This window comes from Parerythrobacter aestuarii (assembly GCF_030140925.1).
Classification (GTDB): domain Bacteria; phylum Pseudomonadota; class Alphaproteobacteria; order Sphingomonadales; family Sphingomonadaceae; genus Parerythrobacter; species Parerythrobacter aestuarii.
The window spans coordinates 296,015-320,432 of record NZ_JARBWD010000001.1 but is presented as its reverse complement, the minus strand read 5'-3'; the positions used below and the strand labels follow the sequence as shown (position 1 = coordinate 320,432).

At 63.8% G+C, this 24,418-nt stretch carries 22 protein-coding genes and 1 tRNA gene; 12 read left to right on the top strand and 11 right to left on the bottom strand.

Annotation, left to right across the window (positions count from 1 at the left end):
• The first annotated feature begins 147 nt into the window (after positions 1-147).
• The 3 genes from QPW08_RS01670 (at position 148) to QPW08_RS01660 (ending at position 4,422) form a co-directional block, all read left to right on the top strand.
• Entirely contained in the window at positions 148-2,025 is a 1,878-nt protein-coding gene (locus tag QPW08_RS01670; RefSeq protein ID WP_284123991.1) for an asparagine synthase-related protein, read from the top strand.
• 8 nt (positions 2,026-2,033) lie between these two features.
• Positions 2,034-3,785 (top strand): ABC transporter ATP-binding protein, encoded by a 1,752-nt coding sequence (locus QPW08_RS01665; RefSeq protein ID WP_284123989.1) that lies wholly within the window; start codon positions 2,034-2,036, stop codon positions 3,783-3,785.
• A 139-nt stretch (positions 3,786-3,924) separates the two neighbouring features.
• The gene (locus QPW08_RS01660; RefSeq protein ID WP_284123988.1) at positions 3,925-4,422 is read left to right on the top strand and encodes a DUF2141 domain-containing protein; all 498 of its coding nucleotides are present in this window, start codon (positions 3,925-3,927) and stop codon (positions 4,420-4,422) included.
• Here the strand turns inward: QPW08_RS01660 and QPW08_RS01655 are convergent.
• Complete coding sequence (locus QPW08_RS01655) at positions 4,413-5,327, bottom strand: hypothetical protein (protein WP_284123987.1); 915 nt, start codon at positions 5,325-5,327, stop codon at positions 4,413-4,415. The genes QPW08_RS01660 and QPW08_RS01655 overlap by 10 nt on opposite strands.
• Positions 5,324-6,304: a diacylglycerol/lipid kinase family protein gene (locus QPW08_RS01650; RefSeq protein ID WP_284123986.1), complete on the bottom strand. Its 981-nt coding sequence runs from the start codon at positions 6,302-6,304 to the stop codon at positions 5,324-5,326. The genes QPW08_RS01655 and QPW08_RS01650 overlap by 4 nt, the downstream gene beginning before the upstream one ends.
• Before the next feature lie 166 nt (positions 6,305-6,470).
• On the opposite strand from QPW08_RS01650, the gene QPW08_RS01645 reads away from it, so the two are divergent.
• Positions 6,471-8,009: a fatty acid--CoA ligase gene (locus QPW08_RS01645; RefSeq protein ID WP_284123985.1), complete on the top strand. Its 1,539-nt coding sequence runs from the start codon at positions 6,471-6,473 to the stop codon at positions 8,007-8,009.
• 114 nt (positions 8,010-8,123) lie between these two features.
• Here the strand turns inward: QPW08_RS01645 and QPW08_RS01640 are convergent, their stop codons facing one another.
• The 4 genes from QPW08_RS01640 to QPW08_RS01625 all read right to left on the bottom strand — a co-directional run bounded on the left by QPW08_RS01640 (position 8,124) and on the right by QPW08_RS01625 (position 11,081).
• Entirely contained in the window at positions 8,124-9,032 is a 909-nt protein-coding gene (locus QPW08_RS01640; protein ID WP_284123984.1) for a hypothetical protein, read from the bottom strand.
• 187 nt (positions 9,033-9,219) lie between these two features.
• Positions 9,220-9,729 (bottom strand): hypothetical protein, encoded by a 510-nt coding sequence (locus QPW08_RS01635; protein WP_284123983.1) that lies wholly within the window; start codon positions 9,727-9,729, stop codon positions 9,220-9,222.
• Between the two features lie 90 nt (positions 9,730-9,819).
• A complete protein-coding gene (locus tag QPW08_RS01630) occupies positions 9,820-10,563 on the bottom strand; it encodes an anti-sigma factor family protein (protein ID WP_284123982.1) in 744 nt (247 codons plus the stop codon).
• Entirely contained in the window at positions 10,560-11,081 is a 522-nt protein-coding gene (locus QPW08_RS01625; protein ID WP_284123981.1) for an RNA polymerase sigma factor, read from the bottom strand. Before QPW08_RS01625 ends, QPW08_RS01630 begins: the two co-directional genes overlap by 4 nt.
• A gap of 201 nt (positions 11,082-11,282) precedes the next feature.
• Between QPW08_RS01625 and QPW08_RS01620 the strand changes: the two genes are divergently transcribed.
• Positions 11,283-12,782, top strand: coding sequence for a S8 family serine peptidase (locus QPW08_RS01620; RefSeq protein ID WP_284123980.1), 1,500 nt, complete (start codon positions 11,283-11,285; stop codon positions 12,780-12,782).
• A gap of 82 nt (positions 12,783-12,864) precedes the next feature.
• Here QPW08_RS01620 and QPW08_RS01615 read toward each other — a convergent pair whose 3' ends face one another.
• The 5 genes from QPW08_RS01615 to QPW08_RS01595 all read right to left on the bottom strand — a co-directional run bounded on the left by QPW08_RS01615 (position 12,865) and on the right by QPW08_RS01595 (position 17,915).
• Positions 12,865-14,028 carry an OprO/OprP family phosphate-selective porin gene (locus tag QPW08_RS01615; protein ID WP_284123979.1) on the bottom strand — a complete coding sequence of 388 codons (1,164 nt, stop codon included), beginning with the start codon at positions 14,026-14,028 and terminating at the stop codon, positions 12,865-12,867.
• Positions 14,021-14,860 (bottom strand): PHB depolymerase family esterase, encoded by an 840-nt coding sequence (locus QPW08_RS01610; RefSeq protein ID WP_284123978.1) that lies wholly within the window; start codon positions 14,858-14,860, stop codon positions 14,021-14,023. The genes QPW08_RS01615 and QPW08_RS01610 overlap by 8 nt, the downstream gene beginning before the upstream one ends.
• Complete coding sequence (locus tag QPW08_RS01605; protein ID WP_284123977.1) at positions 14,850-16,505, bottom strand: ABC transporter ATP-binding protein; 1,656 nt, start codon at positions 16,503-16,505, stop codon at positions 14,850-14,852. Before QPW08_RS01605 ends, QPW08_RS01610 begins: the two co-directional genes overlap by 11 nt.
• A gap of 19 nt (positions 16,506-16,524) precedes the next feature.
• Positions 16,525-17,655 (bottom strand): DUF1611 domain-containing protein, encoded by a 1,131-nt coding sequence (locus tag QPW08_RS01600; protein ID WP_284123976.1) that lies wholly within the window; start codon positions 17,653-17,655, stop codon positions 16,525-16,527.
• Positions 17,656-17,838: 183 nt separating this feature from the next.
• A tRNA-Arg gene (locus QPW08_RS01595) sits at positions 17,839-17,915 on the bottom strand.
• Positions 17,916-18,036: 121 nt separating this feature from the next.
• Here QPW08_RS01595 and QPW08_RS01590 point away from each other — a divergent pair.
• The 7 genes from QPW08_RS01590 to QPW08_RS01560 all read left to right on the top strand — a co-directional run bounded on the left by QPW08_RS01590 (position 18,037) and on the right by QPW08_RS01560 (position 24,412).
• A complete protein-coding gene (locus QPW08_RS01590; RefSeq protein ID WP_284123975.1) occupies positions 18,037-18,993 on the top strand; it encodes a hypothetical protein in 957 nt (318 codons plus the stop codon).
• A 38-nt stretch (positions 18,994-19,031) separates the two neighbouring features.
• A complete protein-coding gene (locus QPW08_RS01585; protein WP_284123974.1) occupies positions 19,032-19,430 on the top strand; it encodes a hypothetical protein in 399 nt (132 codons plus the stop codon).
• 49 nt (positions 19,431-19,479) lie between these two features.
• Positions 19,480-19,974, top strand: coding sequence for an MmcB family DNA repair protein (locus tag QPW08_RS01580; protein ID WP_284123973.1), 495 nt, complete (start codon positions 19,480-19,482; stop codon positions 19,972-19,974).
• Positions 19,975-20,048: 74 nt separating this feature from the next.
• Positions 20,049-20,738 carry a sterol desaturase family protein gene (locus tag QPW08_RS01575; RefSeq protein ID WP_407674562.1) on the top strand — a complete coding sequence of 230 codons (690 nt, stop codon included), beginning with the start codon at positions 20,049-20,051 and terminating at the stop codon, positions 20,736-20,738.
• The gene (locus tag QPW08_RS01570; protein ID WP_284123971.1) at positions 20,696-21,160 is read left to right on the top strand and encodes a DUF2141 domain-containing protein; all 465 of its coding nucleotides are present in this window, start codon (positions 20,696-20,698) and stop codon (positions 21,158-21,160) included. Before QPW08_RS01575 ends, QPW08_RS01570 begins: the two co-directional genes overlap by 43 nt.
• A gap of 118 nt (positions 21,161-21,278) precedes the next feature.
• Positions 21,279-23,381: a PAS domain-containing protein gene (locus QPW08_RS14740; RefSeq protein ID WP_407674540.1), complete on the top strand. Its 2,103-nt coding sequence runs from the start codon at positions 21,279-21,281 to the stop codon at positions 23,379-23,381.
• Between the two features lie 179 nt (positions 23,382-23,560).
• A complete protein-coding gene (locus QPW08_RS01560; protein ID WP_284123970.1) occupies positions 23,561-24,412 on the top strand; it encodes an alpha/beta hydrolase in 852 nt (283 codons plus the stop codon).
• Positions 24,413-24,418 lie beyond the last annotated feature (6 nt).

The window sequence follows — 24,418 nt, the reverse complement described above, 5'->3', positions numbered from 1 at the left end:
CAGCTGGTGTGCCTTGGCGATCTTTCGGATGTCGCCGGCAGCCCGGCGCCATTGACCCAGGTCAATCCGGGAGGAAATACGCCGGTAGCCGGGAAATCCTGATCGATCGGTCCAGTCGGAAGTTCTTGCTAGCCTTGCCCTCCTGATATGCTGGCGGCTGTTCTCGACCCATTGCATATCCCGGCAACAGCGCTGGGCATTCTCAATCGCTGGATCGGTCAACACGGCCTCGAACCTGGTTCGCAGGAATATGGCAAGGCCGTGCTGGTCGGTGCGCGCGAACGATGCGGTTTCGCGAGGCGCACCTTGTTCGACGGCTGGATCGACAATAATTTGGAGCTGGCCGATCTATTGGGCGTAGACCAGGACGACCCCGCAGCGCTCTATGATGCCGCCATCGACGCTTGGGGGGCGACCGCTGACGAACATATCATCGGCCACTACGCAGCCATTACAGCGTTGCCGGACGGGGCGCTCCGCCTTGCCCGTTCACCGCTGGGCGCCCCGCCTCTCCTGCACGGGCGGATCGGTACAACTTTGATGGCTGCCAGTCTCCCGGGCGCATTCTTTGCCCTTGGGTACCCCCAGACTCTTGATTGGGAGCAGATCGCCGACCGGTTGGCAATGGATATCGCCATCGACCCTGCCGGCAGCGGTTTCGCCGGTATCTCGCGAGTGCCGCTGGGTAGCATTGTTACTCTCTGCAGCAGCGGCACTCACATGGATCGTTGGTATGCGAGGCGTGGCATTCCCGCCACCGAAACGGCAACCGACGACGAAGTGCTCAAGCGGGTCTCGCAGTTGCTAGCCGATGCCTGCGACGCGGCGCTGAGGCCTGCAAACCAACCTGCCCTCGCGCTCTCTGGCGGACTAGATTCCTCCACCGTTGCAGACGAGCTGCTGCGTCAAATGGATGGCGGGCAAGTGTTGCATGGCGTTACATTCGATGCTTCCTCGCCAGATAGCACGGGCACCATGCCCGGCATGTTCGACAGGGAATGGCCGATGGTCGAGCGGTTCGCAAAGATGCATGAGCAGCTGCGCGTCCACCGCACCGAGCCCGCCCAAGGCGGCTTCGATCACCGCTTCCGCGAGATCGCTACGCTGGCAGGCACTTTCAATCCGGGGCTGGCACATTTTGGCGCTCACCATGGCGTGTGGGAAGCCGCCCGGTCGTTGGGCTGCGACTGGTTGTTCGGGGCCGATCTTGGCAACCAGTCTTTCAGCGCCGACGGGCGCTGGTCCTATGCCGAGGACTTTCGCGGGCTGCGCTGGAAGCGACTGGCCAGCAATTTGCACGGTCGCGCCAACGATCCGCGCCCCTTCTGGCGCAAGTTTCTCGCACTCGGATTGCTGCCCAACCTGCCGCGCGCCTTGCGGGTCTGGGTCAAGCGACTGGTAAGACCTGCTCGTGGCGACGTACTCGCGTGGAATTCACCGCTCTCTGCGCGCGCGAGGGTCGCCTATCGGCGGCGAGCAAGGGATCGAGGTTCGGCACCGGCATGGGAAGGCTTTGCCTTTGCCAGAAGCCGGGCTGAGGCGGCCAGGCGCGACCTCGCAGAACAGGACCATGAATGCGCCGAAATCACTCTGGCGCTCGAGCTGCGCTATGGGCTGCGCTATCGCGACGTGACGGCCTATCGACCGCTGGTCGAATACTGCATGAGACTGCCGACAAGGATGTTTGTTCGCGATGGCGTTCACCGCTGGCTGGCGCGCGAACTGGCGAAGGGCAGGATGCCGGAGGAGCAACGGCTCGAAAGCCGCTATGGTCGGCACGGCGCAGATTGGCATGCCCACATGGCCCCGCGAGAAAGCGAATTGCTTGATTATCTCGAGCGGATCGAACGGCATCCACAGCTCGCCCTGCTGCTCGACACAGCCCGCATGAAAAGCATGTTGGAAAATTTCCCCGCAAGCGACAGCAGCGACGAGTTCGACAACCTGCCTTATACCCAGGGCCTCGCGCGGGGCCTGCTGGCAGCGCAATTCGTCGGTGTTGTCGAAGGGCTCAACGAACTCTGAGAACACCGATGGGTGAGACAAGCGTCGCTATCCCTGCTAGCCCGCCGTGCATCATGCCGCGCCAGACATTCGCCATCCTGCTGGAACTCGCCGACCGACGCCGGATAGCGCTTGTCGTAGCGCTTTCGGTGTTGGGTGCTTTGACGGAAGGAATCGGCTTCGTGCTGCTGGTGCCGCTGCTGGCGCTGGTGGTCGGGGAGGAGGACGGTGGCGGTCTCCTGTCACCGGTTTATCGCTGGTTCGATGCGATGAACTGGGAGCCGTCGCTGGGAGTGCTGCTGGCAGTGTTCGCCGGGCTTGTGATCCTGCGGGCCGCAGCGGACTATGCCCGGCTGGTGATCTCCATGCGGCAATCGATTGCTATCGTCGACGGCCTGCGCGCCAGGGCCCTGGCAGCCTTGCTCGCAGCCGACTGGAGAGCTCTGTCCGCCATGCGGCAGAGCGAAAGTCGCGCATTGCTGATCTCCGAGATCGACCGGACCGCCATCGCGATCGACATGCTGGGCGCATTGGCGCGGATCGGCGTCGGCTTGGTCGCGATCGGCCTGGCCGCCCTGGCGATATCGCCTGTAGTGGCAGTGGTCGGGGCAGCCATCGGGGCCGTGGTGTTCCTTCTTTACGGCAGCCTACGGCGGCGGGCACGCAGCCTGGGGGAAGCGCTCAGCACGCAGTATCGCGGGATCCACGGCCTGCTGGAAGAGAACCTCGACAGCTTGCGCTCGATCAAGAGCTTCGGGCGCGAAGACGCCGTGCATGCCAAGGTCGTAGAGGGGTTCCGCCGCCTGCGCGATGTCCGCGTGGGATTTGCTGCCGACAACGCTCGCGGCCGGGCGCTGCTTCAGGTCGGCTCGGCAGTGTTGGCGGCAGTGCTGGTGTGGTTCGCGCTGACCCGCTGGAACGTACCCGCTATGGTCGCCTTGCCGCTGGTTGCCTTGTTCGCGCGCGCGTTGCCCCAGCTCGGGGCCTGGCTCGACAGCTGGCAGCTGTGGGCGCATGCCGCACCCGCCGTCATCGCAGCGGATCGCCTGATCCGCGAAGCCGAGGCAGCGGCAGAACATCCGCCCGGAGAATTGGCTGCAGCACCCGCTTTCAAGCAGTCGATCGCGCTCAGGGGTGTCAGCCTGTCGCATCGCGAAGGCACGCCTACTGTCTCAGATATCAACCTCGAATTGCGCGCCGGCGAAACTGTGGCGCTGATCGGTCATTCGGGGGCCGGCAAAAGTACGCTGGCAGACATCCTCGGCGGCCTGATTGCGCCCGACAGCGGCTCTATCGCGATCGACGGCGTCCTGCTTGACCCAGCTATGAGACACGCGTGGCGGCGGCAAGTCGCCTATGTCGACCAGCGGCCGGCGCTGTTCCATGGCAGTGTCCGCGAGAACCTGCTGTGGGCCGATCCCGACGCTTCGGATGAGCGCTTGGGGCAGGTGCTCGAGCAAGCGGCGGCGGGTTTCGTCTTCGACCTGCCGAATGGGCTGGATTGCCCCATCGGCGATGCCGGGCAGCATGTTTCGGGCGGCGAGCGGCAGCGCATTGTGCTGGCCCGCGCGCTGCTGCGCGACCCGGCGCTACTGATCCTCGATGAAGCCACCAGCGCGCTTGATCGCGCCGCAGACGAGGCTGTCGCCCGGGCCATTACTGCCATGCGCGGCATGCGCACCATCCTCATCATTGGCCATCGCGGTGCCCTTACCCAGACCGCCGAGCGCGTAGTGACGCTGGAGCAGGGCCGGATCGCTGCCGACCGCCCATCCCGGTGAGGCTGGCTTTCAATTGGGAACAGAATGAATTCAGCGGCAATTCACCCACATATCCCTAGTGACAGGACAACACTGCGGGGCACATCCGCGAAAACGAGATCAAGGGAACCGGTGTGAGAAACGCACCGGCTGAAACGGAATGAACAAGTCTGGAACAATTGCCGCAACCACTGCGGCACTGGCCATGGCGCTTGGCGGGATCGCGGTCCCGGCTGCGGCGCAGTATCGCCAGAAGATCAGCAACGACATGTCCAAATGCAGCGGCGGTGCAGGCCCGGCGGTCAAGGTCACCGTCAGCGGCATCAAGTCATCGTCCGGCACGATCCGCGTGCAATCCTATCGCGGGACCAAGGAAGACTGGCTGGAAAAGGGCAAGTGGATCTACCGCATGGAAGCTCCCGCCCGCGCGGGTACGATGAGCTTCTGCATGCCCGTTCCTACGGCCGGGACCTATGGCATTGCGGTGCGCCATGACGCCAACGGCAATGGCAAGACGGACCTGCGGTCGGATGGCGGAGCGATGTCTAACAATCCCTCGATCAACATCTGGAACCTCGGCAAGCCAAGCTACAAGAAGACCGCCTTCAGCGTTGGCTCGGGCGTTACTTCGATCAGCATCAACATGCGTTATTTCTGATCGGGCATTGCCTGCACGCTACGGCGCGCGCGCAGCACTTCAATCAATGCGCCCGGTGCCGCCAGCAGCGGGTGCTTTTCACGAAACGGCGTCACTTCGATGGCGACGCCGGTGTGCCGTTCGACCTTCCACGCCGCATAGCGCGCCGCGCCTTCGAAGGTCGTCGTCGCCTTCGCCAGTCGCAGCAGGTTGAGCGCCTTGCCAATCCGCCGGCGCGGCGTCCACCAGGCCCTGATCCTGCGTTTCTCCGCGTCTCGCATTTGCGGCACCAGAATTTCGCCGCGACGTTCGAAGCCAATACTCTCCGCTTCCAGCGCGAGCGGCAATAGCCCGTCAAAATGGGCGGCATTGGCCGACAGGATGGCATCCTCTCGCCCTGCCTTTTCGACCCGGAACTCGGCCTGGTAGGTCGCCCGGAAGAGTGCCCGCCAATACTCTTCTGCCGCGCCTTCGGATGGGCCCAGTGCGACCGCCAGTCGCGCGGCCGTGCGTGCCGCGTGTGAAATCTCTTCGACCACTGTATCGACCAGCGGCTCGCCCGCCAGCCACACCAGCGTGCTGGGCTGCACGAAGCGCGCCCATATCGTCGTGTCGCGGCTCTCGCCCCGGCACGCCCTGGCAAACTGCTCAAGGCTCATGGTGGCGACCTTGGCCCGCAAGGTCATACCCGCCACGTCGTGCTCATGATAGCTGACGCGAGGCCAGATCCTCTCGCGCTGCTTTCCCGGGAGCAAGAGGTAGAAATCGAGCACGCCCTCAAGCGAGCCAGTGCGCAGGTTGGAGCCATAAAACAGCGCCGCCATCGCCCCTGCATCTTGAGCGAGGACTCGCGCGAATTCCGCCACTTCGGATCGCACTTCGCGCTCAAGCTGATGCGCGATGCGGGTCGCCAACCCCCCGCTCATGGGACCACGAAATTCAGCATTGGCCCCGGTGTCACGCAGTACCGCCCGGGCTTGAACACCTCCCCATCCAGGATGAACCGGTCGCCCAGGTCGAGCTCGATCCGGTCAGTGCCGCGCCGGTGCATCCCAGCCCCCGCCAGCTTATCGGAATGATAGCCGCGCAGGATCCACGGCATCTGCGCTACTACGCGGCGGCGAAGGTGGTCGATCACCGCCAGCCGCAACGGGCCTTCGCATTCCCCAAAGGGGCGCAGGCCAGCTGGAAACCGCGTCAGCGAAGACAGGAAGATCATTGCCCTCGATGCCGGGTCGCCAAACGGCGAGCGCGGCAGTTCTTCCAACGCTTCACCCAACAATATCCGGGCCCTGGCTCCGCGGCGCCACGGGTTGGCGTCATTGCCAAAAAGCGCCTGCGCCACACCCCACACGGTGGTGACACCGACCGCCAGCCCGTCGAATGCCCCCCATTTGTGCGCGTCCTGACCGGAATCGATCGCTGCGAGAAAAACCCCGGCCCCCAGGATGAAGCCAAGTCTTGTGATGTCTTCCCGGTCCATCGGCTTGAGCACCATCGGTTGGCGCTGCACCCGCCGGCCGTCCCGGTGGGCGATGATCGCCTCTTCAAGGCTCCAGTGCTTCGGCATTTCGAGATCGATCGTCAGCGCATTGGTCTTGCCACGTGGCAGCACTGCAATATCCGGCCACTTGTCGCCGAACACCATCGCCCCGCCGGTCAGCGCATCGCGCACCGTGCCATCGCCACCATTGATCACCAGCAGCTCGACTCCGCTATCGACGAAGCGCTGCATGGCGTCCTTGAGCTCGCGCCGCCGCTGCGGTTGCTCGACCCGGATCACGGGGTAGTCAGGCTCTACGATCGAGGCGTCGCGATTGCGGTGGCTGCGCGGATTATACAGCACGCCCGTAACCGGCAGGCCGGGCATATCGGACAGCTTGATGGGCGCCTGCTCGGTCATCGCACACCGCCATGCCGCCAAATCCCGCAGGGGACCAGCCCCTATCCGGCGTAATGCTCGAATTAACGCGGGCTTTGACTGGCACCCGCCTTCAAGACACAGTCTTTCGGCAGAGAGATATCTCCGGCCCGATTCGGGCACGGAGAAGCAGACGGAGAGGATAGCAATGCCAGATTTTCCCGGCCCCGTGACCCTGGGCCATGCACTTGCCGCGCAAGCGCAAGAGCGTCCCGACCAGATTGCACTGCGCTTCGGCGATCGCATCACTAGCTATGCCGAGTACGATCGGCACGCCACGCAGATCGCCAATGGGCTCGCGGCGCTCGGTTTCGGCAAGGGGGACCGCATTGCCTATCTCGGCAAGAATAGCGACCTGGCCGTGGAGTTGTTCCTTGGCACGGTTCGCGCGGGGATGGTTTTCGTTCCTATCATCTGGCGGCTGGCAGCGGCCGAAATCGACTTCATCACCAAGGACGCTGGTTCGACCGTCCTGTTCGTAGAGGAAGGTTTCGAGAGCGTGCCGTTCGAAGGCCGCAAGATCGTGATGGAGCGCGAGTTCGCCCACTGGCGCGACGCCCAAAGCGATGAGCCCGTGACGACCGAAGTCGCTGTCGATGACCCGATGCTCCAGCTCTACACTTCGGGTACCACCGGCCTGCCAAAGGGGGTCGTGCTGAGCCACGCCAACGCCACCGCGATGCGCCCGATATTGCGCGCTTCCGGGCTCGAATGGGCCAGTGCCGATCCCGGTACCTCGATCATCCTGGCGATGCCCTACGGACATATCGCGGGGGTCGGGCTGGCAGGCGGAGCGGTGATTGCCGGACAGCAGCTCATCATCCATGCCGAATTCGATCCGGCGGCGACGATCCGCGACATCCGCGATTACCGTGTCGAATATATCTTCCTCGTCCCTGCCGCGATCCGCATCGTGCTGTCGCATCCCGACGCCGAAACCGCCGACTTCAGCTCGGTCAAGGGCCTCAACTACGGCGCCAGCCCCATCCCGCTCGACTTGCTGAAAGAAGGCGTCGAGCGGCTGAAGTGCGATTTCGCGCAGATGTACGGAATGACCGAGACCTATGGCACCGTCGTCAGCCTGCCGCCCGAGGACCACAAGCCCGGGCGCGAGAAAGTGATGCGCAGCGCCGGCAAGGCTCTGCCGGGCAACGAAATCCGTATCCTCGATGAAAACCTGGAGCCGCTCCCGCCCGGCGAGATCGGCGAGGTCGCCATCAAGAGCCCGTCGGTGATGCTGGAATACTGGAACCGGCCGGAAGAGACCGCCAAGACCCTGATCGGCGACGGCTGGCTGCGTACGGGCGATGCCGGGATCCTCGATGAAGAGGGCTATCTCTACATCCAGGACCGGATCAAGGACATGATCATCTCCGGCGGCGAGAACGTCTATCCGGCCGAAGTCGAAAGCGCGCTGTTCGGGCATGACGATATCGCCGATGTCGCGGTGATCGGCGTGCCGGACGAGAAATGGGGCGAAGCGGTCAAGGCGATTGTCGTCGCCAAACCCGGCTGCACCCCCGACGCCGACAGCATCATCGCCCATGCACGCGAACGCATCGCCGCGTTCAAATGCCCCAAGTCGATCGATTTCGTCGAAGCACTGCCCCGCAACCCGTCAGGCAAGATCCTGCGGCGGGAACTGCGGGCACCGTACTGGGACGGGAAAGAGCGGGCGGTGAACTGATGGTGTGTTGCGCGGGTAGACGCGCACCAGAGAGGATTGTCTGACTATCAGCTCCTTAACGTCTCTACCCTCGCAGACCTTCGATCCCGAACCGGGGTCAGTCGTGCCGCATCCTCAGAAACGTTTTCCGATAGCGAGGCCGCCAAATACGTCAGCGCTGTTGTCGTTGAGGCCGGTGCCACCGTACAGCGTCAAGCTGAAACCTCCGCCAACGCGCGTACTCGCCCAGGCCGACACTTCGCTTGCCGCAGGACGGCCCTGAAACGCCGATTGCTGCCAGAAATAATCGACCCCGATGTAGACACCGTCGGTTGCCTTTACGCTGGCACCCGCACCCGCGCCCCAAGTCGATCGCAGGGTCGATCCTTCCGGCTTGCCCGCGAACTTGCGCCGTCCGTGGACATAGAAAGTGGCATCACCTACTTCCTGCACCAGGTCGGCACTGACGGTTACATCGATCTCGCCCGTGCCCAGCCGCTTGGCCCGCGAAGCGGTGGGCAGCTTGAGCTTCACCTGCGGTTCGAGATAGGTTCCACTACCAAGCTTGAACGAATAGAGCGCTGAGACATTGACGTCACCAAAGCCACTGCGCTGGTTGTCGAGTCCGGCAAAGCCGTCCGCATCGGTGATATCGTCATCATCGACAATGTCATCGTCGAGCTCATCTTCAACCTCGACGTCATTGCTGCCCGAACCGGAGTTCGACGATCCCGATCCGGAGTTGTCGCTATCGCCTCCGCGTCCCCTGCCGCGCCCTCGACCCTGGCCGCCGCTATCGCCGAAGAATGCATCGCGCCCTTCCGGCGTCGCCAGAAGCGAGCCCGGGCCATCGATCTTCACCCACGGAACCGAGACGCGCAGCTTGAACCCGTCTTTCTTGTACGTCAGGCTAACCGGGATGGCGATGACGTCTGTATCTTCCAGCTCGCCATATTCACCACTCGAGTATGAAATGCCGGTGCTGAGCCGGATCGAACCATCGCTCGACTTCTTCTCCGCAGCGCCGTCATCTTCCTGCGCCATTGCCGTATGCGGCAGAACAAACATGCCTGCGCCGGCAAGCAAAAGCAGTGATTTCCCGTAAAACTTCATCGTTCTTCCCCCGGACAATTCTTTTGCATTCCAAATACTGCTGGTCAATTCATGTGAGCGGGAACAACCCCGGCGGACTGCGGACCCACCGGGGCTGCCCCTTGCGACCCGACCGGACTTACAGCCCGCCAGGGAAGTCATCCCCGCCGCGGCCGCGACCGCGCCCACGACCACGGCCCTGTCCGGGGGTATCGTCCACGCTGTGGTCGTCCCCGGCGCGGTCGGTCGAATCGTCAGCTCCACGGCCACGACGACCGTGATCGTCACCGGGCCCGTCATCAGCGCCGCGACCCCGGCGTCCGCGATCGTCAGCGCCCGTATCATCGGCACCGCGACCACGGCGGCCGCTTACATCGCCCGGCCCGTCATCCGCTCCCCGACCACGGCGGATATGGCCCGCCGGATCGTCAGCACCGCGTCCACGGCCGCGATCTTCGGCTCCCCGGTCGTCGGACCCGCGACCACGGCGCATGTCGCCGGGGCCATCGTCGCAGCCACGGCACTGGCGCACTTCGCCGGCCCGGTCGCTGCTGCGGTCGCGATCAGGGCGTGCCTGTACCGGTGAAACAAGGAGCAGGGCGGCACTCAGGCCTAGGGATGCTGCGCCAAAGTAAGTGATCGGTTTCATTGTCTGGTTCTCCGTTGCCTTGAGGCGGTCCATCCCCCGGACTGCACGACAACGGCGCGATGAGGGGCTTATTCCCTCCCTCAGGAAAATTTACGGAGATTTCTTCCAACCACCTGAAATCAACGATTTTTCCAGCGTCATTGCCAGAGGGTCACCAGCCGCGAGGCGCTGGTATGTTGCATCCAGCGATCCCTCGGCGGCCCCACTGGCAAGTGCGATTTCACTGGGGTCGGGTATTGCTGCAGCCCCTTCACCCCAGGCCTCGACGGTCCAGTCGGCTTGCCCCCGGCATGCAATCCCGCTGCGCTCCCGGCCGCTGTTGGCATAATTGAACTCACGGCAGTATCGTCCATCGCCCGACTGGAAAGTCAGCAATGGGGTGACCGCGGTATCGCCTTTCAAGTGGGCGATCTGACCCGAAGGGGTTTGCTCTAGCGCAGAGCCGATCGGACTCATTGTCCCGCTCCCCATAAGCGTCATCGTCAACGCCAGGGCCAGGCCTGCGGCGATGGCACCACCCAGCGGGACCTGCCAGCGCCGCCAGAATGGCGGGTTGTCGTTGGCCGGCAGCGGCGGGAGCGCGGAAACCGGCGTGGTTGCCATGTCCCGGTCCGCCAATCCCATCCGCTCGAGCAATCCGGCATCAAGGCCATCGTCCGCCGGCAAGGCAAAGGCTTCGCGCAGCAAGGCATCATTGCCGGCGATACGTTCGACTTCCTCCGCCAGCTGCGGATCATCGGCCATGGCTCTTTCGAAGGCCTCGGCTTCGCTGTCAGACATCGCACCGTCAAGGAAGGCTGCAATCTGCTCGATTCTGTCCGGCGCGCTCGTCATTGCAGCAGCTCCCCGTTGATCTGTCTGTCAATTGCGCGGCGGGCACGGGCAATCCGGCTCATGACGGTGCCAATCGGAATGCCGAGTGCATCAGCGGCATCCCGGTAGCTCATCCCGTCCAGCACCACGAGTGTCATCAGCATCCTTTGCTCCTCCGGCAAGGCAGCCAGGGCCGCACCGGCCCGATTGAGATCGGACCGCCCTTCGACAATCTGCAGCCCGTCATCTCCGGCCAGGCCGAAAACCTCGTCAACATCGATCTCGGCCCCGCGCGTCGCCAGCTTGCGGCGTTCGTCGATGAAAATATTCTGTGCGATCCGATACATCCAGCTATCCAGTCTCGTTCCGGGAATGAACTGGTCGGCCCGCGACAACGCCCGTTCCACGGTCGCCTGGCACAGGTCATCGCCCTGGTCTGGCGCTCGAGCAAGCGTGAGGCAGAACCTTCGCAGGCGTGGCAGGACTTCAATGATCTGCGCACGCAAATCAGCCCCTCCGCTTGCTTCGGTAACTGTCATTCCTACCCCCCAAGAACGAAAGCGGAGCGGGTTTATTCCCGTTTACCACAAACAAAGCAAACAGTGCCAGATTCAGCGGGCTGCAAGGGAATAGGGCGCAGACTTGTCCGTTGTCGGGCGATACAATAGTTTCAGGGCAAGATTGAGATGCGAAAACCAAGCAACCCTGGTAGCCGTCGACTGCTGGCACCCCTGTGCGCCATGGCACTTCTGGCGGGGGCATCCGTAGGCGCAGCCAAGCCCGATGAGGATCGGGCGAGCGACGCAGCCGAACGGGCGGAGCGCGACGCCGCACGCGCCGCCGACAGGGCGGAACGCGATGCGACCGATGCGATCGAACGGGCAGAGCGTGATGCTGCGGATGTTGCAGAGCGAGCCGCGCGGGACGAAACCCGCTACGAAGAGGACCGGGCGCGCATTCTCGAGGAAACCGGAACGGATGCCGCGCGCCAAGAGGAAGAACTGGCCAAGCTCGACGCCGACCGCGCCAAGGATCTCGCCAAGGAGCAGGAGGAAGCAGAGAAGATCGCCGAACGCTTGGCCGAAGAGCTGGCCGAGGTTGAGGAAGAAGCTGCCGAGGAAGCCGCAGAGGCAGAGGAAAGGGCCGCCAAAGAGGCCGCCGAGCGCTCCGAAGATGAGGCGGAATATGGCAGCAGCGCGCAAATGCAAGACCTCGCCGACAGTGAAAGCCCCCAGTATGACGACAGGGGCTATCCCGTCAGGAAAGGCGAGATCGTAGGGCTCGATCTTTCCGGCGAGACAATTGCGACGTTGCAGGATCAGGGCTTCCTTGTTCTCGCCCGGCACCAGCTCCCAGCACTCGGGAGCACGGTCTTCCGTCTGCGCGCGCCAGCTGACGCCGATGCCACCGCCGCACTCCGGCAGGCGCGCGACGCTGCACCGGGCGAGACATTCGACTACACCCACTATTACGGGATGCAATACGCCACGTCGGGCGTCGCCGAAGTCGGGGATAGCGCAACCCTGCCTCGCAAGAAGGGCAGGCTGACGATCGGTATGATCGACACCGGGCTGGTGAGCCACCCGTTGATGCGAGGCGTTGCGATTACCCGCAAGTCATTTGGCACCTCCGGGAACCCGGCCCCGCCAGCCCATGGCACGGCAGTCGCTTCGATCCTGGCCAGCGAAGGCACCTCGCGGCTCTTCAGCGCCAATATCTTCAGGGGAACGGCCACCAAGCCGTTCACTTCGGCTGATGCCATTGTCGATGCGTTGGACTGGATGGTCGCCCAGCGAGTGCCGGTGGTGAACATGAGCCTGTCCGGCCCGCGCAATGCGATCCTTGACCGGCTTGTCAAACAATCGATCGGCAGGGGTACCCTGATCGTGGCAGCTGCGGGAAATGGCGGCCCATCGGCTCCCCCGGCCTATCCGGCGGCCCTGCCAGAGGTCGTGGCGGTGACTGCCGTTGACAGCCACAACCGTGTCTATCGCTACGCCAACCAGGGGCGATACATCACTGTTTCGGCATTCGGCGTCGGCCAGCCTGCTGCCGACACCAAGGGCGGCGTAAAGCGCTTCAATGGCACCAGTTTTGCGACCCCTCACGTGGCGGCGTGGATCGCCCGTTGCCTAGGCAAGGACAACGCCCAAGGCTGCGCGCGGCGATTGCGCGAGTCGGCACGAGACCTGGGGCAGCCGGGCTATGATCCGGTCTATGGCTACGGCCTGATCGAATAGCCGGCTGAGCCGAAAGAGGGATCAGGGAGCCCGGCACGCAAGCACCCGGGAACCTGCCCCTTCATTCCCGTTGGCCCCCGGTCTAGAAGGCCAGCTGGAACCGCAGCACAGCCGTTGTCAGGTCCTGAGACAGACCCAGAGCATCGCTCTTCCGCGCCTTCGTCCCGCTCAGCAGTATCTTGGCAAAGGATGTCAGGTACACACCCGCCGACACGTCTACCGCCCGGGCTTTCACACCCCCGAGCGCCGGATCCGTGGCATCGATCCAGCTCAGCCTGCCGGCAATCTCGACCGCGATCCCGTTCTTGATGCGGGGGCCGGAGATTGCACCTCCGCCCCGCGAGTAGCGATAGCTTTCACCCGTCGGCATCCAGCTCGCCTGGACATACCCTCCAGAGACCTTCGCATTCGCGGATGTCTGGCGATCGATCCACTGTTGTACGAACTGCCCCTGGACAGCGACCGGACCTGAAACAAACCCGATCTCGGCATTAAGGGATTTGAGAGACGAAAGATCGTCCAGCCGCGCCGTGCGCAGAATTCTCGGAGCAAACGTGGTCCCACCGGTCGCGCTGTAGCGGACGGTTTCGGAAAGATCGAAGCTGCGACTTTCAACCCCGAGGCCGAGATGCAACTTGGCCTTGCCCTTGTCCATCGGCAGCCATGTGATCCGTCCGGAAACGCCCTTGCCCCGCTCTGGCGAACGACCTTCTTCGCTATCAAGCGCATCGTCGAAGTAACCGACCTTGGCAGTAAACCGGCGACCCGAATATCCAATCTGTCCCCCCAGTCCGAAACCGGGGGTAATCGCCCCGACCAGCGACCTTTCGGCAAATGGAATGCGGCTCGAGCTCTGGATATCATCCATGCCGAAGGGGACGATGAAGTTCCCGCCCCGGATGGTGAGGCCGTCGGTCGGCTCAATCTGCACATAGAGATTGCGCCACCCCTTGCTGCCGGAGAACTCCCATTCCGCCCGCATAGTGACCGTATCGGCGATCTTGACGCGCAGATCGGGCCGCACCCTGCGAAAATCCCCCGAGGTGCTGTCGGTCACCTCGTCATCGAAAGTATAGGCATCGAACATCAGCTTGCCGCCAAGGTCGATCTCCACCGTATCGTCACCCAGCGAGAGCTTGATTCCGTCCTCGCCAATGTCGATCCCCTCGTCGGCACGGGCCGATCCTTGCCCGAACACGAGCGCCGCAGCACAGGCCAGTGCTGAAATGTGTTGGTATTTATGCATCGTATTCCCTTCCGCTGGCATGCAAGCCGAACCGTTCCATGATCAGGGCATCCAGCCCGTTGCGATCGACCGCCTTGCTGAAATCGTGCTTCATTTGCTGGACCCGCAGGAGCGTGACGGGCGCGCCGTCGATCGGCGAGCGGGCTTGCTGCATCGCCTTGACCCATCGCCGTGCCCGCGTGACCCGCCCGACGCCCTGCCGGCTCACAACGTCCGCATCCATGTTGAGGCTGGGCTCGACGTGATTGTCGCGACTGCCAACCAGAACGTGGATGGGCACCTTGTGCGCATCGGGATGAGGGGAACTCCCGTCCGGACAGCTGCCGGCCGCCGTTCCGAAAGGGTAGGCCGCAGATGGATCGGGATAGGTGTACCAGCCCGCTGAACAGGTGACGCAGGACCGGACCCGGTCAGCATGAAGCAGGGCAAAGCGGTGCGCGAACTGCCCGCCGCCGGAAAATCCGGCGAGGAAGATGGAGCCGGTATCGACCCCGAACCGAGCAGTCACATCATCCAGTATCTCGATCAGAGCCAGGTCGGCGCGGGTTTCGCCATCGCGGCACAGCAGTTTCTGGTAGCCGCGATAGTGAGTCCGGTCGAACCAGGGGGCAATAACAACGGCCCCAAGCCGTTCCGCGAGCGAGCGCATGCGAACCATGTGTTCTGCGGCATTGAGCGAAATTCCGTGGACCGAGACGATAACCGGGCTGTCGCGCCGCACCGTTGCCGGAACGTGGTAATAATAGCTGCGCGGAACGGTTTCGCCGAAGCTGTGAAAGCCCGATTCCGAGGCCCGGCAAGGGGTCGCTCCTGCCACGGGTTCAGCGCCCATGAGTGCCGCACATTGGGTGGACTGTAGCCACATTGCTCTCTTCTCCAGTATCCTCGATGCCATTGTCCGAGATCACCCAGCGGCGATTGCACAGCGCGCCGAGCTCCTGTGGCTCGCCGGTCATCACAACCACGCCACGCCATTTTGAAATGATCCGGGCCAGTCCGGTCAGCTGCGCCGGTGCCAGGTCTTGAGCCGCGCGATCGAGCAGCAGCAGTTTGGGCGCGCCGATCATGGCCCGGACCAGCTTGATCGCGGCCAGGTCAGCTGGTGACAGCGCGTGTGCCTGGTCCTGCAGCCGCAGCGCGATGGGCGTGCCGCCAGCGTCGAGGAGATGGGACAACCCCATTTGCTCCATCAGCTTTGGAAGCTCGGCGATGCCATCCCTCTGGCGCATGCGGAACAGCAGGTTTTCGCCCAGCTGCCCCAGCAGCAACGGCACCCACGGGGCGGCGATACCCACCCACTGGCGGCGCTGGCGCTGGCCAAGCCCGATGATCGGGCGGCCCTTGATGCAGACCTCACCCGCCGGCGGCGGTTGCAGCCCGGCCAGCACCTCGACCAGCCCCTTCGCGTCAGCGCCCGCGAGCGAAACGATATCACCCGGGTTCAGTTCGGCTGTGAACCCACGCGATCCCGGCACCAGGCTGAGCCGGTCGATGCCGACAATAGCTGCGTTCTTGCCGCGTCCGGTCTTCTCGCCGCGCTCGATCGGAACCACTTCGGCCAGGCGGTCGCGCAAGCGTTTACCCGCAATGCGCGCGGGGATCGCAAGTTCGATCGCTCTGCCCAGATCGGCAATCGAGGCGGACAGGATGCCCGCCAGCGTCAGCAACCCGGCGAATTCGTGCATGATGGTATTGCCGGTGCCCGCTCCCGCCGCAGCCAGGTGCAGCAGTACCAGCACCGATGCGAACGGGAATGCGGCAACCAGCCCGCGCATGGCGCCCGACCAGCCGGCTCGCGCAAGCGAAGCGCCGTTCATCCGGTCGATACGCCGTTCGGTCTGATTGAGTTCGCGCCGGACGCCGCCCATCCCCAGCACAGTGTGCGCCGCCCCGATCCTGTCGGAAATCAGCGCCGTCATCGCCCCACGGCGCGAACGCTGGCGCCGGGTCGCATTGAAATAGGGGCGGGCAATCAGGGCCATCGCGGCCAGTGTTGCCGCTGTCCCTCCGGCAAACCACGCGCCCAGCGTCAGGTCGGTGCTGAAGAACCAGGCAATCACCCCGAGCGCGATCATCGCTGAGGAACTGCCGCGGGCCATGCCATCTGCCCACCATAGCCGCAGGGCTGTCAGGTCTCCGACAAAGGGGAGCAGCTGGCTGCCCTTGCTGCGGGGCCGGGACCCGCGAACAGGGCGGCGAATGAGGCGTTCGAACAGTGCCAGCCGCACCGATTTCGCGTAGTCGAGCCCCAATGCTTCGGTGAGCCGCCGGCGACCGAATTCCGTGCAGGCGGTAACCACTATAGCGCCGGCCAGGATCGCTGACAGCCCGTCGGCGGCCGGCTCGCCGGCGATCATGCGCCGGAACAGCTCGCCGACCATCCCGGCAGCCGCGACAGCGGTTCCGAGCTGGGCCATGGAGACCAGCAGCAGGAACGCCAGTAGGCGTGCGCGCGTGGGCGACAGGAAACCGGGCATGCTCGGGAAACCTTCAGGGTCAGGCCGCAGCCGAGACCGGTTGATCGGCAAAGCAGAAGCTCGGTGCCAGTTCGGCATCCGCCAGCTCCCTCAGCGTTGCCACTTTCAAACCGGTCGCAGCTTCGGTCTCGCGAGTGCCCAACGGCGACGAGCTGACACAGCCCGCGATCAGCGAGATCGGCAGGCCGTGCCGGACCAGCCAGCCATGGCCATAGGCAGCGCCCATCGCATCGCCTGCCGCCAGCACCACATGGTCGATCGCATCGACAAACTCCGCCTGTTGCAGCAGGCCGGCGGTTTCTTCCTGGAACAGTCCGTCGGCGACTTCGACAATCGCCACGTCATGGCCCTTGCTGACCGTCCGGATCAGCCTGAGCGAATCCCGGACCAGCTGAGGCACGGCAACGCCGGCGGTCGTGGCATGCCCGGCATCGGTGAAATCGAGCGCAAGGCGCGCGCCGGCATCGATCATGGCCCACATGTCGCCGCCAGAGCCCGTGCCGGTGACCTTGGCGGCTCCGACCTTGAGGCCGGCACGGCTGAGACCATGGATCAGCTGCGCAGCGGTGGTGGTCTTGCCCGCATTCATCGAAGTGCCGACGACCACGATGACCTTGCAATTGCCGGTGCCGCCAACGAAGTCTTCGATCCGCGGGGTGAAACTGCGCAGGTTGAGCACTTCGCCTTTCCAGTCAGCCAGCAGGCCGAGCGGCTGGATGCGGGTCGGATTGCGGGTGCGGGCGTTCTTGGCCAGCATGTCGGCGGCGATCCCGCCTCCGGCCACGAGATCACATTCCTGCTGGTCGACAGGGACCTTTGCTTCGAACTGATCGGGGGCATAGCGGTTGCCATAGGCGACCACGATCTCGTCGCCCGGATACATCTGCTGGCGACGCCCTTCGGGGCTTTCCAGCTTGGTGTGATGGCCAATCGAAACCACCCGGGCAAGGACCAGGTCACCGGCCGCGGGTGCGGCCGTCCTGTCTAGCTGCGCCGCGCAACCGAAGTCGACATTGCGGGTCGAAAAAGCGCGCCGCGCCTGGCTCAGCCTCCGCTGCACATGAGCGCCACGCCCAAAGCCAAGGTTCACTGGCGTTGCCAACAGCTCTTCGCTTTCATGGCTGAAGCTTTGCACGTCTTCCAAGAGCATCGATCCAATCCTCGTACAGTTCCGATTGGAGCGAATACGGTTGGATCAATGGCTTATTCCCGGCCCCGCCAAATTTTCTTGCGCTCGCTGCACCGCCTGCGGTTTGGATGGCTGGACGAGGATCCCGAGGTGCGCACCGTCATGATACGCCAAGGGGGAGAGCCCCGCTGGAGCTCTCCCCCTTGGCGCACCCGACAGGATTCGAACCTGTGACCTCTGCCTTCGGAGGGCAGCGCTCTATCCAGCTGAGCTACGGGTGCGGATCGCGAGAAGCGAAGCGGGCACCTAGCAGAGCGGTTTGCCCGATGCCAACGTAAAAAGCGCCCTCCTCTCTGGCCTTGCGCTTGCCACCGCGTGCACGGCGTGGCTTACATCGGCCACATGTCGCAAGCCGCCCCAATCGACCCTTTGCTCGCCGGTTCTGTGATCGTCACAGGGACGCATTATTCGGCGACCACCCTCGTCGGAGCATTGCTTGCGACTGCGCCTGAATTCCACCTGCTGCACGAGCCGCTCAATCCGCAACCGACCCTGAGCTATGATTCATTGCGGCCACCGCAGTGGTATGCCTTCTACGGCGAGGACCATTTCGAGCGATTGCAGCGCGGCCTGATTCCGATGCTGCGGCGCAGAGCAATTGTTCCCGAGCTGCTCAGGCGCGCGAGCCGGGTCCGCTCCGGCAAGGAGTTTGGGCAGGTCGCGCGTTATGCCCAGCGCAGGCTGCCCATGCTGATCGCGCCCCGGCCGGCGATCCTGAAAGATCCGTTCCTTGCTTTCACGGCGCGCACCTTGCAGCAATGCGCGGGGACCAAAGTCGTGCTTTGCCTGCGACATCCGGGCGGGTTTGCCGAAAGCATGGTGCGCAAGGCGGGGCAGTTCGATTTCAACGATCTCGTCGATCAGCCTGCGCTGATGGAGCAGCTGCCGGATGAGGCGGAGACCATCCGGCACTTTGCCCGGGAGCCGCAGCCGCCTCTGGCACAGGCGGCGCTGCTCTGGCGCGTGGTGTATGGCTTTGCCGAGCGCCAGCTGCTGCCCGATAAGCGCACGGCAATGGTGCGGCAGGAAGACTTCATGGGGACGCGCGAAGTCACCGCCCGACGGTTGCTCGCCTTTGCCGGGGGCAGCGAATCGCCCCGGTTGGGCCGCTTCCTGCGGAGGAACTTCCGCACTGACGCACCGAGCGGGAACGGCACTTCCTACATTCGGCGCGACCCGCAGTTGGCGACGACGCAATGGCGCAGTGCGCTGTCGGCCGAGGAGGTGCGCGTTGTCAGGGACATGACCGAGCCACTTGCTGCCCGGCTTGGCTATAGCGCGGAAAGCTGGCCGCATTAGCGATTTGGCAAGCGATGGCGCGCTATGGCACCAGGGTCATGAGCGCCCAACCCAACAGCTTTTCCGCCGAAGCAGGCACCGGTCAGCGCAGCACTGCCCAGTCGCTGAGCGTGCAATGGACCGCCCTGCAGGATGCAGCCTCTGCCGTGGGTGCCCTCGCCGGGCTCGCACCGGAGAAGTTGACACCGCAAGTGCGCAATTTCCCCGCACTGATCAAGGATGTCGGCGGCTGGCGCTTCGAACTGGCGTCCGAAATGATCGGCGACCTGACCGCGATGATGCGTCCCGGAGTGACCGCGCTGTTGGCCGTCAATGCCCGGGGACAGGATGCAACTGCTGCGGCCATTACCCTGTGGCGCGAGTTCCATCATGCCCGCAACTCCGTGCTGGCACTGGTGCCCCAAGGTGGCGACATGGGTCCGCGCAGGAGCGCTTGACCCGCCCATCCTCTTGACAGTTGTTCGTGGTCTGTTCCATCATCGCCCGATGGACGGAACTTCGCTCATCGATTCACCTCCTGCGCAGGCCGATGCCGCAGCTGTGGCGCGCGGCATCATGCGGCTGTTTGCCCGCAACGATATCTGGTGCCTGCCGGAAATGCCGCTGCGCGGTGGCCGCCGGGCCGACCTGATGGGGGTCGATCCCAAGGGGCAGGTCATTATTGTCGAGATCAAGGTCGCGCGCGGCGATTTGCTGGGCGATGCCAAATGGCCTGACTATCTCGAGCATTGCGACCGATTCTACTGGGGTGTCGCTCCGCATCTCGACCGCAGCCCGCTGGAGAGCGAAGCCTACCAGCCCGACTGCTGCGGCGTGATCATCGCCGACGGCTATGATGCGGAGATCGTCAGGCCTGCCCCGACCCGGGCACTGGCCGCTGCACGGCGCAAGGTAGAGGTGGAGCGGATGGCGCGGATCGCCATGCGCCGGATGACAGTGATGGCCGATGAGGCCTGCCAGCCGTGGGGCCGCGCCAAATAGCCCTTGTTGCCGACCCGGCGTCGAAGGCATAAGCGCGACCAGTGACAACTGCCATCCTCCTCTCAGCGCTCGCCATGACCGCCATCGTCGCGGTGCGCTACCTGCTCTCCAGCGGCTTTTTCGCCTGGCTGACCCGGCGCGTGCGCCCTGGCTTTTACGAAGGGCTCGACCCGCAGATCGGCAAGGAGATCCGCTGGTCGCTGGCGTCGGCAGCGATCTATGGCGTTCCCGCTGGGATCGTTGCCTGGGGCTGGGACACGCGGGGGTGGACGCTGATCTATACCGACATCGCTGCCTATCCGCTGTGGTACCTGCCGCTGTCGGTGTTCCTCTACCTGTTGGCCCATGACACCTGGTTCTACTGGACCCACCGCTGGATGCACCGTCCGCGCGAATTCCGGCTTGCCCATGCGGTTCACCATGCCAGCCGCCCGCCGACCGCCTGGGCCGCCATGAGCTTCCACCCCATCGAGGCGCTGACCGGAGCTGTGGTTATCCCGCTGCTGGTGTTTTGCTTGCCTATCCACGTCGCTATGCTGGGGCTCGTGCTCATGGTCATGACGGTGATGGGGGTCACCAACCACATGGGCTGGGAGATCTTTCCGCGCTGGCTCGTTCACTCGCGCTTAGGCAATTGGCTGATAACAGCGAGCCATCACCAGCTGCATCACGAACGATACAACTGCAACTACGGGCTCTATTTCAGGTTCTGGGATCGCATATGCAAAACGGATGGGGGATTGGCCGAGGCCTATCGGCGCTAGCACTGGCGGCGACGGCACCGCTGCTGCTGGCAAACACGGCGGCCGCAACGCAGGACGTCAGCGTGACGGTGACCGACCTGCGCTCTTCCGATGGGCAGGTGCTGGCCTGCCTGACGTCAAAGCCCAACGCCTTTCCCGATTGCAGCAAGGATCCCAAGGCGAAATCCGTAACGGTAAAGGCCGGTGACGTCGTCAATTTCACCTTTCGTGACGTCACGCCGGGAACCTATGCCATTTCGCTGCTCCATGATGAGAACGGCAATGGCAAGCCTGACAAGACACTGATGATTCCCAAGGAAGGTTTCGGATTCTCGCGCGACGCCAAGATTCGCATGGGTCCGCCCAAGTTCGATGCCGCCGCTTTCACGGTCGGCTCGACACCGGTCCACCAGAAAATCCGGATGCGCTACCTGTTCCGCTAGGCAGCGGCCCCGAATGGTCCTTTGACGTCAGGAAAATACTTTCGACGTCCACTTAACGGGATGTTTACTACGAGACGGCAAAACCGCCCTGAACGCCAAGTGAGGGGCATTTTACGTCATGGACACGCTGCGCGGCCAATTCGGTTCGTTTGACGACGACACCCGCGACGAAGATTACGAATCCGAACTCGAAGGAGACGAGATCGGTCGCGAAGCGCCGCCAAGCCCCGTCGGGCAGGACGAGCGCCGCATGCAGGTGCGCGCCTATAATCACTGGGCCAGCCTGCTGCAGGACCGCAATTTCCCGTCGATCGAAGATCTCAATCCGGAAGAACTGCCCGACTTCGGCCCGTACAGTGTCTTGCTCGACTTCACTACGGGGATCGAAAACCCGGCTGTGCAATATCTCGGCGATGAGCTGGGCGAAGAATGTGGCACCGATGGTTCGATCCGCACGCTAGAAGATGTTCCCAGCCGCTCCTTGCTGAGCCGCATCACCGACCATTACATGCAGATCCTCGCCAACCAGGCGCCGATCGGTTTCGAAGCGGAATTCGTCAACCAGCGCGGAGCGACGATCCTTTATCGTGGCATCCTGCTGCCTTTCTCCAGCGACGATGACACCATCGATTTCATCTATGGCGTGATCAACTGGAAGGAAGTGGCCGACCAGCTGACCACCGACGAGTTGCTGCTCGAAATCGACCAGGCTCTGGAAGAGAACGAAGACAGCGAAGCAGGCCATGAGAACGCCCTCGGCGAGGTCGATGTGCCCGAAGCTGATCCGGTAAGCGAATGGGCCGAAGGTCCGGTCGCTGAAGACGAAACTGCGCAAGCCGCCGAGGAATGCGCCGAACCGGCGGACGAGGCCGGGGGCGAAGACCAGTGGTCGGTGTCCGCCGACGAACGATCGGTCCCGGATGAGAGTTTCGGTAGCCTTCTAGGCAGCGCCGCGCGCTTCGATGACGATGAGTTCGACGGCGATGATGACGACGAGCCGATTGCCGAGTTCACTCTGCCCGATATCGGCGATGCCGATGAAGAAGACACCATCGATCACACCGCCTATGCCTCGCTGGCTCCGGCTGGCGAAGACGAGGACGATGGACCGAGCCTCACCGGCCTGCGCAGCAAGCCGGCCAAGAAGCCGCTCGATCTTTCGCTTGCCAGCGCACTCGAACCGATGCCGCAGGCTGAGGAACCCGATCCTGTCGGCGAGCCCGACGAGGTCGAAGACCTGCCGACGCCCGCCTTCGGACAGGAAGACGACCGCTTCGCCAGCCTTATGGGCGGCGACTATACCGACGAGCCTGTCGAAGAGGATACGGACGACTGGTCTGCCCCGCTCGATCTCGATCCCGCCGACGCACTGCCGGTAGAAGAACCGGCAAGCGATGAGCCGGATCGGTTCGAAGTTCCTGCCTCCATCGATGTACCCGTCGCTGAACACGAGGATGACGAGCCTGTCGCGGCAACGCCTGCGGAGGCCGTCGAAGAAGCACCGGTCGAGGAAATCCCCGCCGAGGAAATCCCGGTCGAGGAAATGGTCACTGAACCGGTTGCCGAGAAGCCGCCTACCGAGATTGTACTGCCGTCTTTCGGCCAGGACGACCACGAGATGGGGCTTTACGACACGCTCGCCGATGCCCGCGAACTGGCGCAGATCGCCAGCACCAGCGAAGAGCGCAGCCGCTCAGCGTTGTATGATGCGGTCGGCCGCGCTTTCGACGTGAGCCTCGCCGCAGAGGAAGCGCCCGAAGACTTCGCCGAACTGGTCGCTGAAAACGGCCTGACCATGCAGGATCGCGCGCCGATGACGCCGATCGTCAAGCTGGTGTTCGGTGCCGATTACGACAAGACTCGTGTGGCCGAATACGCCAGCGTGCTCAGCCATGCCCATCGCGTGGGCATCGAGCGTGGCGAACTGTCGGGCTTCCTTGCCAAGGCCGATGGCGGCCTCAAGGGCGTGGTCCAGGCCGAACGCCGCCTGCGGCGTGAAGAGGAAGGCAAGGAAGTTGCCCCTGCCACCGAAGTGCGCCCGGCATTGGCGAAGAAACTGCGCAAGCTCGAACTGCACCAGTTCGACGAACTCGATCCGGATGGTCCCGAGTTCGGTGTGGTGGTCATCCGCCGCCTCGAAAACGGCGAGATTGCCCTGCTCGGCGACCTCAGCGACGAGGTAGCACTGGTCGAGAAGGTAGCGCGCAAGCTGCTCGACTAAACGCGACCGCGACAATCTGCATTTGCATGCGGCTGCTGGATCGCTAGGTCCGGCAGCCGCTGCTGCATTTTGGACAGAACGATATGACAATCCGGGGGCGCAAAGTGGGCTGGATCGGCTGGAGCTTGATTATCCTCGCGGGGCTTGTGCTGGCCCTCTTTGGCCTATGGCGATGGGCAGTGAGCGCGCAATCGGTCGCGCTGCTCGACACCACCGATGCCGTGTTCACCGGCAGCGGGGCCGAGGTAACAACGCCGATTGCGTTTGGTCCGGGCAAGGATCAAGTGCTGGTCGTCGCCCGGACGCAGGCCAGCGATACCGAGCCGAGGCCGGTCGTTATTTTCATCCATGGTGGCAGCTGGGCGCATGGTCATGCCCCCGAATATGCCTTCGTCGCCCGCAACATGGCCGCGCGCGGCTATGTCGGTGTGAGCGCTGGCTATCGCCTGGTGCCCGGTGGTGAATACCCCGCAATGCTGGAAGATGGCGCGGCCGCGATGCGGTGGGTGGTCGACAATATCGCTGGGTTTGGCGGTGATCCCTCACGGATCTACCTGATGGGGCATTCCGCCGGGGCCTATAACGCGGTGATGCTGGCGCTCGACAAGCGCTGGCTCACCGACGCGGGCGTGCCCGACGGAGCGATCAAGGGCGTGATCGGCCTTGCTGGCCCCTATGATTTCCTTCCGCTTGACAGCGAAGGCACGATCAATGCCTTTGGCGGCACAGCGGACCTGGACCAGACCCAGCCAATCAATTTCGCGCACGGCAATGGTCCGCCCCTGCTGCTGCTTTCGGGGACCGAGGACACAACTGTCCGTCCACGCAACTCGAAGGCACTGGCAAAGGCCATGACCGAAGCCGGCCAGCCGACAGAAGCGGTGCTGCTCGAAGGCACGACCCATCTTTCGATCCTCCTTGCCCTGTCGCGCCCTTTTGAAGGCAAGGGGCAGGTCAAAGCCGCGATCTTCGATTTCCTGGCTCGGCAGGAGGCGAAATCTTCAGGGGACATTCAGCCCCCGGAGCGCTAGGCATGG

Bases quoted from the DNA above. Each gene is read 5' to 3' on its own strand.
- QPW08_RS01570 (WP_284123971.1), top strand. From the start codon at position 20,696: ATGCAAAACGGATGGGGGATTGGCCGAGGCCTATCGGCGCTAGCACTG.
- QPW08_RS01605 (WP_284123977.1), bottom strand. From the start codon at position 16,505: ATGCCCGGTTTCCTGTCGCCCACGCGCGCACGCCTACTGGCGTTCCTG.
- QPW08_RS01580 (WP_284123973.1), top strand. From the start codon at position 19,480: ATGGACGGAACTTCGCTCATCGATTCACCTCCTGCGCAGGCCGATGCC.
- QPW08_RS01620 (WP_284123980.1), top strand. From the start codon at position 11,283: ATGGCACTTCTGGCGGGGGCATCCGTAGGCGCAGCCAAGCCCGATGAG.
- QPW08_RS01615 (WP_284123979.1), bottom strand. From the start codon at position 14,028: ATGCATAAATACCAACACATTTCAGCACTGGCCTGTGCTGCGGCGCTC.
- QPW08_RS01645 (WP_284123985.1), top strand. From the start codon at position 6,471: ATGCCAGATTTTCCCGGCCCCGTGACCCTGGGCCATGCACTTGCCGCG.
- QPW08_RS01625 (WP_284123981.1), bottom strand. From the start codon at position 11,081: ATGACAGTTACCGAAGCAAGCGGAGGGGCTGATTTGCGTGCGCAGATC.
- QPW08_RS01650 (WP_284123986.1), bottom strand. From the start codon at position 6,304: ATGACCGAGCAGGCGCCCATCAAGCTGTCCGATATGCCCGGCCTGCCG.
- QPW08_RS01640 (WP_284123984.1), bottom strand. From the start codon at position 9,032: ATGGCGCAGGAAGATGACGGCGCTGCGGAGAAGAAGTCGAGCGATGGT.
- QPW08_RS01575 (WP_407674562.1), top strand. From the start codon at position 20,049: ATGACCGCCATCGTCGCGGTGCGCTACCTGCTCTCCAGCGGCTTTTTC.
- QPW08_RS01590 (WP_284123975.1), top strand. From the start codon at position 18,037: ATGTCGCAAGCCGCCCCAATCGACCCTTTGCTCGCCGGTTCTGTGATC.
- QPW08_RS01665 (WP_284123989.1), top strand. From the start codon at position 2,034: ATGGGTGAGACAAGCGTCGCTATCCCTGCTAGCCCGCCGTGCATCATG.
- QPW08_RS01600 (WP_284123976.1), bottom strand. From the start codon at position 17,655: ATGCTCTTGGAAGACGTGCAAAGCTTCAGCCATGAAAGCGAAGAGCTG.
- QPW08_RS01585 (WP_284123974.1), top strand. From the start codon at position 19,032: ATGAGCGCCCAACCCAACAGCTTTTCCGCCGAAGCAGGCACCGGTCAG.
- QPW08_RS01670 (WP_284123991.1), top strand. From the start codon at position 148: ATGCTGGCGGCTGTTCTCGACCCATTGCATATCCCGGCAACAGCGCTG.
- QPW08_RS14740 (WP_407674540.1), top strand. From the start codon at position 21,279: ATGGACACGCTGCGCGGCCAATTCGGTTCGTTTGACGACGACACCCGC.
- QPW08_RS01655 (WP_284123987.1), bottom strand. From the start codon at position 5,327: ATGAGCGGGGGGTTGGCGACCCGCATCGCGCATCAGCTTGAGCGCGAA.
- QPW08_RS01635 (WP_284123983.1), bottom strand. From the start codon at position 9,729: ATGAAACCGATCACTTACTTTGGCGCAGCATCCCTAGGCCTGAGTGCC.
- QPW08_RS01660 (WP_284123988.1), top strand. From the start codon at position 3,925: ATGAACAAGTCTGGAACAATTGCCGCAACCACTGCGGCACTGGCCATG.
- QPW08_RS01630 (WP_284123982.1), bottom strand. From the start codon at position 10,563: ATGACGAGCGCGCCGGACAGAATCGAGCAGATTGCAGCCTTCCTTGAC.
- QPW08_RS01610 (WP_284123978.1), bottom strand. From the start codon at position 14,860: ATGGGCGCTGAACCCGTGGCAGGAGCGACCCCTTGCCGGGCCTCGGAA.